The sequence below is a fragment of the Chamaesiphon polymorphus CCALA 037 genome, assembly GCF_003003845.1.
Lineage (GTDB): Bacteria > Cyanobacteriota > Cyanobacteriia > Cyanobacteriales > Chamaesiphonaceae > Chamaesiphon > Chamaesiphon polymorphus.
The window spans coordinates 1-2,821 of sequence record NZ_PVWO01000633.1 but is presented as its reverse complement, the minus strand read 5'-3'; the positions used below and the strand labels follow the sequence as shown (position 1 = coordinate 2,821).

The window sequence follows — 2,821 nt, the reverse complement described above, 5'->3', positions numbered from 1 at the left end:
TTGATGGGTTTAGGTGGTGGTGCGGCGTTGAAGCGGCGGCTCAAGAACATCGAGTCAAAATCTGTGTAAATGCTAGGGAGATCTTGAGATTTCCTCGCGATTGAAATCGGAGCTAATTTCTGGCGATTCTGTTGCACAGAGGCAACGCCCACGAGTCAAAATGTTAGAATCCTGAAATATACGCTTGCCAGAGGTGTAGAGATGACAGTTGCGATCGAGAAAATGACGCTAGAGGAATTCCTTGCTTATGACGATGGCACCGATAAGTTATACGAACTGGAAAATGGAGAGCTAATCGACATGCCATCTGAGAGCGATATCAACCAGAGGATTGTATCTTTTTTGTTTGCCTTCTTGCTCGGATTGGGCGTTCCCAGCTATCGCATCAGAATTGGTGTCGAAATAGTCGTCAGTGGCGCGCGCGCATCCCTGCGGATACCGGATTTGGTGATATTGTCTGAAGAATTAGCGATCGAAATGGATGGAGCGAGTCGATCGATCGTTTTAATGGATATGCCACCACCATTATTAGTAGTCGAAGTTGTCAGCCCAAATCAAGAGAAAAGAGATTATCGTTACAAGCGCACGGAATACGCGGCTAGGGGAATTGCTGAATATTGGATCGTCGATCCGATTGCCCAAAAAGTGACAGTATTGGAATGGGTAGAGGGTTTGTATGAGGAGAAGGTATTTGCTGGAGATACTAAAATAGAATCGAGTGTCTTAGAGAATCTGGATTTGACGGTCGATCGAGTGTTGCAGGGACGTTGATTCGTTGATTTTACCTGCAACAATTATTTCTGGTGATGGCGAAGTCTGTAACCGCTACACCGCAATCTCTTGCTGAGTCAGATTTAGAGAGCGATCCGCGATTTCAATCGGTGGTAGAACTAAGACAAACTCAACTTAACGCAAACATCTTCTAATGGATCTAAACCCACATCGACACTAGATTTACCATCATATTGAAAGGGATTATCCAGATCTTTAATCAGGAATAGTAAATAGACAAATAGGGTAACCATCAACATCGAAACAGTCAAATTTTCGCTAAATCGCTCCGAACCAATCGATAATAAAGCCACGATCGAGCCACTCAAAAATAGCCATAGTAGGATGTAAGCCGCTCCGATAAAATCTGTATCGCGATTGCTACGCATTTGTCTGGTAAGCGATCGAATTTTAGCTTGTTCGGCATGAATATAAGTAACAAATCCACTCCCACCATCTACAACTAAAATTTTAGCCAGCAGTGGATTGAGTCGATCGATCGACCGATCGACAATTACAAATTCTTTGTCATCAGTTAGCCAATCCAGAATCGATCGACCGATATTGATGAGAGCCTGTTGGAGCGGTTGTGGATCGTAGTCAGGATGTCCAGCGGCAATAATTCGATCGAGATCGTAGATGGTTTCTAATGAGTTAGCAATTTGAGATGGTATCCCCTCACAGATCCGATAATCGCTCAGAGTATTACTCAAAATCATCGCGATGACAAAAATTGCCGCACTCAATAAAGCCCCAATCAGCGCGTCAAATGTCCAAGGTTCCCACTTCAACCAGTGCATTACTAATTTACCAATGCAAAATAATCCCGTCCATGGCAAAACTTTAATCAGAATGCCCCATTTAACTAAATCGAACACGCTTTGAATTAATTAATAATTAATAATTGATAATTAATAATTGATAACCGAATCACTCGCTATAAGTTATCTAATTGTAACTGGATATTTACTAATTACAGATACATAGTAATAATTATTACATAACATCGATCGGATCTGATGCGATCGATCGAGATCGATGTTAGTCCGCGTAGGCGGACTTTGCATCACTAGCCCCGATTTTAATCGGTGGCTTATTCTGGATGAATATATATCACTATCGATCTAATTATCAACTGCAACTGTCGGCAAAATCACTTCAGGAATAATCGCTGGAGTCGATTTCTTACTATTATTTTGTTTGGTTCCAAACGTCAAAGTTCGAGTCTCAGCCGGAGCACCACCCACAACACAATCGACAAAAATCGTATCGCCTTCCCCAAAAGTCGTCTCCAAAATCTTCGTCGCGATCGGGTTTTGTAATTCTCGTTGAATCGCGCGTCTTAAGGGTCTAGCACCATAAATCGGATCGTAACCGACATCTGCAAGATAGTCTTGCGCTGAAGTTGATAGATGAATTTTGATTTTTTGGTCTGCCAACATCCGTTCGATCTGATGAATTTGGAGCGACACAATTTGCCGGAGTTCGGTTTTTTTGAGCGGTTCAAAGATCGTCAACTCATCGATTCTGGTAATAAATTCCGGTCGGAAATGCAATCGGAGAGTATCAATTACCTGTTCCCGCAAATCGATGGTTTGCGTATTATCGCGATCGGGATTGAGGAGAGTTGTGATGATTTGGTCGCTAGCAATATTACTAGTCATCACGATTACCGTATTCGCAAAGCTGACGGTTTTACCTTTAGAGTCGGTAATTCTGCCATCATCTAACACTTGCAGCAAAATATTAAACACATCGGGATGAGCTTTTTCGACTTCATCGAATAACACCACCGAATACGGATGGCGGCGCACAGCTTCGGTCAATTGTCCGCCATCTTCATGTCCGACATAGCCTGGAGGGGCACCCACCAGGCGGGAGACGGCGTGTTTTTCCATATATTCGGACATGTCCAACCGTACCATCGCCTCTTCGCTGTCAAAGAGAAATTCGGCTAAGGCGCGCGCTAGCTCGGTTTTACCGACTCCAGTCGGCCCCATAAATAAGAACGATCCGATCGGACGATTGGGATCTTTCATTCCCGCACGGG

At 43.6% G+C, this 2,821-nt stretch carries 3 protein-coding genes; 1 reads left to right on the top strand and 2 read right to left on the bottom strand.

Going from position 1 to position 2,821, the window contains the following annotated elements; all coding sequences use genetic code 11:
• Positions 1-201 precede the first annotated feature (201 nt).
• A complete protein-coding gene (locus C7B77_RS27510) occupies positions 202-771 on the top strand; it encodes a Uma2 family endonuclease (protein ID WP_106312558.1) in 570 nt (189 codons plus the stop codon).
• A gap of 119 nt (positions 772-890) precedes the next feature.
• Here C7B77_RS27510 and C7B77_RS27505 read toward each other — a convergent pair whose 3' ends face one another.
• Both C7B77_RS27505 and C7B77_RS27500 read right to left on the bottom strand, forming a co-directional pair.
• Positions 891-1,649, bottom strand: coding sequence for a hypothetical protein (locus C7B77_RS27505; RefSeq protein ID WP_106312555.1), 759 nt, complete (start codon positions 1,647-1,649; stop codon positions 891-893).
• Between the two features lie 246 nt (positions 1,650-1,895).
• Positions 1,896-2,821 (bottom strand): AAA family ATPase (locus C7B77_RS27500; RefSeq protein ID WP_146138561.1); only part of this gene is annotated, 926 nt, incomplete at its 5' end.

Coding starts and splice junctions, on each gene's coding strand:
- C7B77_RS27510 (WP_106312558.1), top strand. CDS start 202: ATGACAGTTGCGATCGAGAAAATGACGCTAGAGGAATTCCTTGCTTAT.